Source organism: Streptomyces sp. NPDC041135 (genome assembly GCF_055592085.1).
Window position 1 is genome coordinate 1 of the sequence record NZ_JBVIYZ010000080.1, and the last position, 4,549, is coordinate 4,549.

Here is a 4,549-nt window from a genome sequence, read left to right on the forward strand (position 1 = left end):
GAGACGAACGCGCGCCGTCCGCCGCGGCCGGCCGGCGGTCGGCGGACCTGGATCTCGGTGGCGTCCAGCCGTAACTCGATGCCCTCGGCCTGGGCGTAGGCGAACACATCGGCCAGGGTCCGCAGCCGCAGGCCAGGATGGTCGGGGACCGCGCATCCCCGCTCGGCCAGCAGCGCTCGTACTTCTGCGACTGCGCGGGTGATGGTGGAGCGGTCGACGCCGAAGAGCAGCCCCAGCACCGCGTACGGCAGGTCGTGCCGCAGGTGGATCAGCGTGGCCACCAGCCGGTCGGCGAACACCAGCTGGTGACGGGCACCCGCCCCCGCGGCTCGCTTGCTTGCATGGAAGAAGGTATCGACCGCGTCTGAATCCCACGCTCCGCCAAGAGCCCTCTCGAGGAACGACATGACGTGGTCACGATCCATCGGTGCCGGATCGATGCGGGCAGCAGAATCCCCGGAGTCGAGTGCCCTGCCGGAGGGGGGTCTCTCGCCGGACCGCACGGTACTGATGATGCGCACGATGCCCGCATCGAGGAGCTGGCGCAGCAGTACCTCGGAAGCCACGTCCAGATGATGCAGGTCGTCGATGAGCACCATCCAGCTGGCCCCTCGCCCGGACAGGTGGTCCGCGGCGGCGGAGAAGACGTGGACGGGGGTTCCGAGTTCCGTCGGGTTGCCCCGGGAAGAAGTGTGCCACCGCGCTCAGGGACATGGCCGCGCTTTCCGGGACGGCGGTGACGCGCAGGGTCCGGTGCCCGCCCCGTGCTGCGCGCACGAGGAACTCCTCCGCCAGCCGCGTCTTCCCGACGCCGGCCGGACCGTGAACCGTCGCCGCCCGTCGCCCACCGCCGATCAGCTGGGCTTGCAGGAACTCGAGTTGGCGCTCCCGTCCGACGAACGGCCAGACAATCGCAGCCCCTTCCCGTCGCTCGTTCATGTCGCCACCCGTCGTCGCCCTCAGAACCAGCCTTCATGGTGCCTCCTCGGTCGCCTCTGGTGAAGAAGAGGACAGAGGCGACCGTGCGGGTGGCGGAAGCTGCTACGGGGAACGGACTCCCTCTGCCGTGGGGCGGGGTCAGGGTGTGGGCAGCCGGCGCCGGTATGACGTGCCCGGGCGAGGCCCGGTGCGCAGACGCGTGCTGGGGGCAGTACCACCGGGCCGCCTCGATCGAGAGGGCGGATGAGCTTGAGGGCTCAAGGAGCCGCGTCCATTACTACGACCTCGTATTGAGGAGCCGTCGGCGGCAGTTCAGCTTCACCCTGGGCGTTCTTCGTGATGTGGGAGTTCACTGCCGCGAGTTTTTTTCCGAACAGCCCGATCGTGCTGGGGGTGTGGAATTGAGGGCTTTGGATCATCCTGGTGATGCATCCTTCAACCACGTGCCCCTGCGTATCCATGAGGAGTCGCACTTCCGCTATCTCGTCGCTGAAAGCATGCGAGACGTACAACGTGTCTCCTCTGCGGATAATTCCGTCGGCGCCGTTCGGGAGGCTGACACCCGGAATTGTCGAACTCGCTCCAGTGATCGGATCGACTTTGTTCAGAGCGCCTTCCCCGGTATGGCCGACGATGAGAGTCCCGTCGGGCCCGGCAACGATTCCGTTGTTGTTGAACTGGGCGCTGGTGTCCGCGGCGGGACCGCTGAGTCCGAGGGTCTGGGGGATGCCCGGTTGTCCGCTACTATCCACCGGGATGAAATACAATTGCGCTTTAAATGAGTCCGTGAACCATGCGCCTGCCTCGGTGAGCGCCACGTCGTTGATGCCTGCGCCGGCACCCAGCGGGAAATCGGCCACCTCCGCTCCGGTGTTCGTGTTGTAGACCCGCGCGGTACCGTCCAGACCTCCCGCGACGAAGAGGAGGTCGTGGTCAGTGTCGGCCTTCATGCCGACAGCCATCTTCGTGCCGCCGTCGAAGATTCCGTCCGGTACGTCCACGAATTTTTCGATATCTCCGGTCCTGATGTCGCCGCGGTAGATGTCGCCACCGAATTCATCATCCGTGAAGAAGGTCGATCCCTTCCCCATGGCGATTCCTTCGGCGGACTTTGCGCCCGGAATGACGAAAACTTGCTCGGTTCCCGGGAGGGCTGACAGGGCAGGCACGGCTGTGGTGTAAGTGAGTGCGCATGCGAGAAAGAGAGGGGCTGCTATCGCTGCTGCTTTGTGTCGCTTTGACATTTTCTGCCTCGCTACATGGGTAGCCGTCTTGTTTCGCGCTGCGACGGGCGGGTTGCGTGTGAGGGGAAGAACGCATTCAGGAACATCTCAGTGCGTACGTAGGTGGTCATGAGTAATCGTTGCTCGCACGTGAGACCGACGAGCGGTGGCACGTGGAGAGCCGGCGTTGCGGCGATGGCGGTGCGGCGGCCGGTGCCTGTAGCGGTGATGGTCTGGCCTTCGGCGGGCGGCGTGGCTGTGGTTGACCTTGGGTCCGAGGGTGGTGTGCTCAGCCCAGTGGGCGGGTACCGAGTGTGATCGGGGTCAACGATTTCGTCCTGTGCCAGCGGCACCGCTATGCCACCGTGGTAATCGACGCCGAGACCCATGAGCGGATCGAGTGCTGCCCGACGGCACGGCCGCTACGCTGGAAGCGTTCAAGTGACGCCTGGGGCCCGCCCTCCGCGAGCCGTCCTCAGCGAGGTGGCGACGCACAGCAGTTGCCGGGCCACCGGGCTGGACGCCCCATCTACGACGGGCCACGCGCCCGAACCATCCTGGAACGCCGGCACCGGGCCCATGCCCTGATCAATCAGGGCATGGCCGGCTCGAATGCACCCGCCGCCTGATACTGACCCTGAACACCGTCAAACGCTGCGCACGAGCCCGCCGGCCCGAACGGATGCTCCGCGCCACCAAATATCGCGTCAGCCTCGTCGGCCCCTACCGCGAGCACCTGCGCACACGACACGCCGGGCTGAGGATCCCGCCGTCCCCGTAAGTGCCTCTTAGAAGAGATCAAGGCCCTCGGCACCGAATGAGTAGGGTGAATGGTACGAAGGCAAGCTGCCTCGGCGGGGCTCACAAGCCCAAGGCATGCGCGCCGCTGGGAGGCTGTCGTGGATATGCAGTATGTGTCGTCGCGGTGGCCCTTGCTGGCCTGGGACGGCGAACTTGAGAAGTTCGTGGCGGCCTGGGCGAACCGGCACTGTCAAGGGTTGGTGATCTTCGGACCGGCTGGCGTGGGCAAATCCCGGCTGGCCGAGGAGTGCCTGGCCGTGGCCATCCGTAAGGAGTGGAAAGCAAGGAGGGTGACGGCCTCCGCGGCTGCCGCGACGGTCCCTCTGGGGGCAATCGCGCATCTGATCCCGACTGGAGTGGAATTATCCAATCCGGTGAAGAGCTTCGCGGAGATCGCCCGGACGTTGGCGGGACCGCAGTGGAACCGCCGGTGGGCGGTGCTTGTCGATGACCTGCATCTCCTGGACGGTGCGTCCGCAGTACTGTTGCGGCAGCTGCTGGATGCCGGGGTGGTGCGGCTGATCGGTACGGTTCGCACTGACGAGCCGGTCAGCGAGGCCGTTGACGCCCTAACAGGCAGGGACGCGATACACCGGATTGACCTGTCGGCGTTCGACCGGGAGCAGGCAGAAGCGGTGCTGGAAGCCGCTCTGGGTGCTCCGGTCGGGCGGCGCACTCTGCGCGGCCTGTACACCGCCTCCGGTGGGAACGCGCTGTACCTACGGGAATTGGTACTGGGTGCCCTGCAGACCGGGAGTCTGGTCAACGACGGGGAGATTTGGGAGATCGCCGAGGATCGGCTGGTGGGCACACCCAAGCTGACCGAGCTGATCGAATCCCGGCTGGCCGCAGCGGATCTGCGGGCCCGTCCCGTGCTGGAGCTGCTCGCTCTGTGCGAGCCGGTACCACTGGCCGATGCCCAGAGTGCGGCTACCGCCGAGATACGGGCGGTCCTCGAAGAGGCGGGCCTTGTCCGGATTGTCATGGACCAGCGCCGCACCACCATCCAGCTCGCGCACCCCCTGTACGGCGAAGTCCTGCGCGCCGGCATCCCTGCCGCGCGCCAGCGCACCCTCCTGCTCGCCCAGACCGAGCGCACGAAAGCCCATGGCATGAGGCGGCGAGACGACACGTTGCACACCGCCGCATGGCAACTGGCCGCCACTGGCACCGCAGAGCCGATACTGCTCATGCGAGGAGCTGTACTGGCCCGCCACGCCCATGATTACCCTCAAGCCATCGCCCTTTTGCAAGCAGTGCCTGCTCAGCACTTCACCGCCGCAGCCCGCTTCACGCTTGCTGAGGTGCTGTTCCAACTGATGCGTTGGGACGAGGCCGAGATTGTACTGGCAGAGGCTGACCACTCCGCCACCAACGAGCAGGAGAAGCTGGCCGCAACACTGGCGCGAACCACTAACGAGCTGGTGCGTGATAGCGGGTGAGGCATCGTGGCTGGCAGGTGGCATGATCCGGCTGTGGCGATCACGGTCGATCGGGCGGTGCTGGCGCATCGGCTGTTCACGGGGGTCTCTCGTCGGCATCTCGCGTGTTTGGTCGATGAGTTGGTGTTGCCGTGGGAGGCTGAT

4 protein-coding genes and 2 pseudogenes are annotated in these 4,549 nt (G+C 66.0%); 3 read left to right on the forward strand and 3 right to left on the reverse strand.

Features of this window, described 5'->3' with window-relative positions; genetic code table 11:
* The 3 genes from ACZ6CZ_RS37675 to ACZ6CZ_RS37685 form a co-directional block, all read right to left on the reverse strand.
* Positions 1 to 425, reverse strand: a 425-nt coding sequence (locus tag ACZ6CZ_RS37675; RefSeq protein ID WP_469030574.1) for a helix-turn-helix domain-containing protein, incomplete at its 3' end; no start/stop codon positions are given.
* On the reverse strand, positions 415 to 939 hold the full coding sequence (locus ACZ6CZ_RS37680; RefSeq protein WP_469030577.1) for an ATP-binding protein: 525 nt from the start codon (positions 937 to 939) through the stop codon (positions 415 to 417). The genes ACZ6CZ_RS37680 and ACZ6CZ_RS37675, both read right to left, overlap by 11 nt.
* A gap of 257 nt (positions 940 to 1,196) precedes the next feature.
* A complete protein-coding gene (locus ACZ6CZ_RS37685) occupies positions 1,197 to 2,108 on the reverse strand; it encodes an NHL repeat-containing protein (protein WP_469030579.1) in 912 nt (303 codons plus the stop codon).
* A 341-nt stretch (positions 2,109 to 2,449) separates the two neighbouring features.
* Between ACZ6CZ_RS37685 and ACZ6CZ_RS37690 the strand changes: the two are divergent.
* The 3 genes and pseudogenes from ACZ6CZ_RS37690 to ACZ6CZ_RS37700 all read left to right on the forward strand — a co-directional run.
* Positions 2,450 to 2,974: pseudogene (locus tag ACZ6CZ_RS37690) on the forward strand (ISL3 family transposase); the annotation flags it as partial.
* 87 nt (positions 2,975 to 3,061) lie between these two features.
* Positions 3,062 to 4,405 (forward strand): hypothetical protein, encoded by a 1,344-nt coding sequence (locus tag ACZ6CZ_RS37695; protein ID WP_469030582.1) that lies wholly within the window; start codon positions 3,062 to 3,064, stop codon positions 4,403 to 4,405.
* Between the two features lie 39 nt (positions 4,406 to 4,444).
* Positions 4,445 to 4,549 (forward strand): annotated as a pseudogene (locus tag ACZ6CZ_RS37700) (transposase family protein); the annotation flags it as partial.

Bases quoted from the DNA above. Each gene is read 5' to 3' on its own strand.
- ACZ6CZ_RS37680 (WP_469030577.1), bottom strand. From the start codon at position 939: ATGAACGAGCGACGGGAAGGGGCTGCGATTGTCTGGCCGTTCGTCGGA.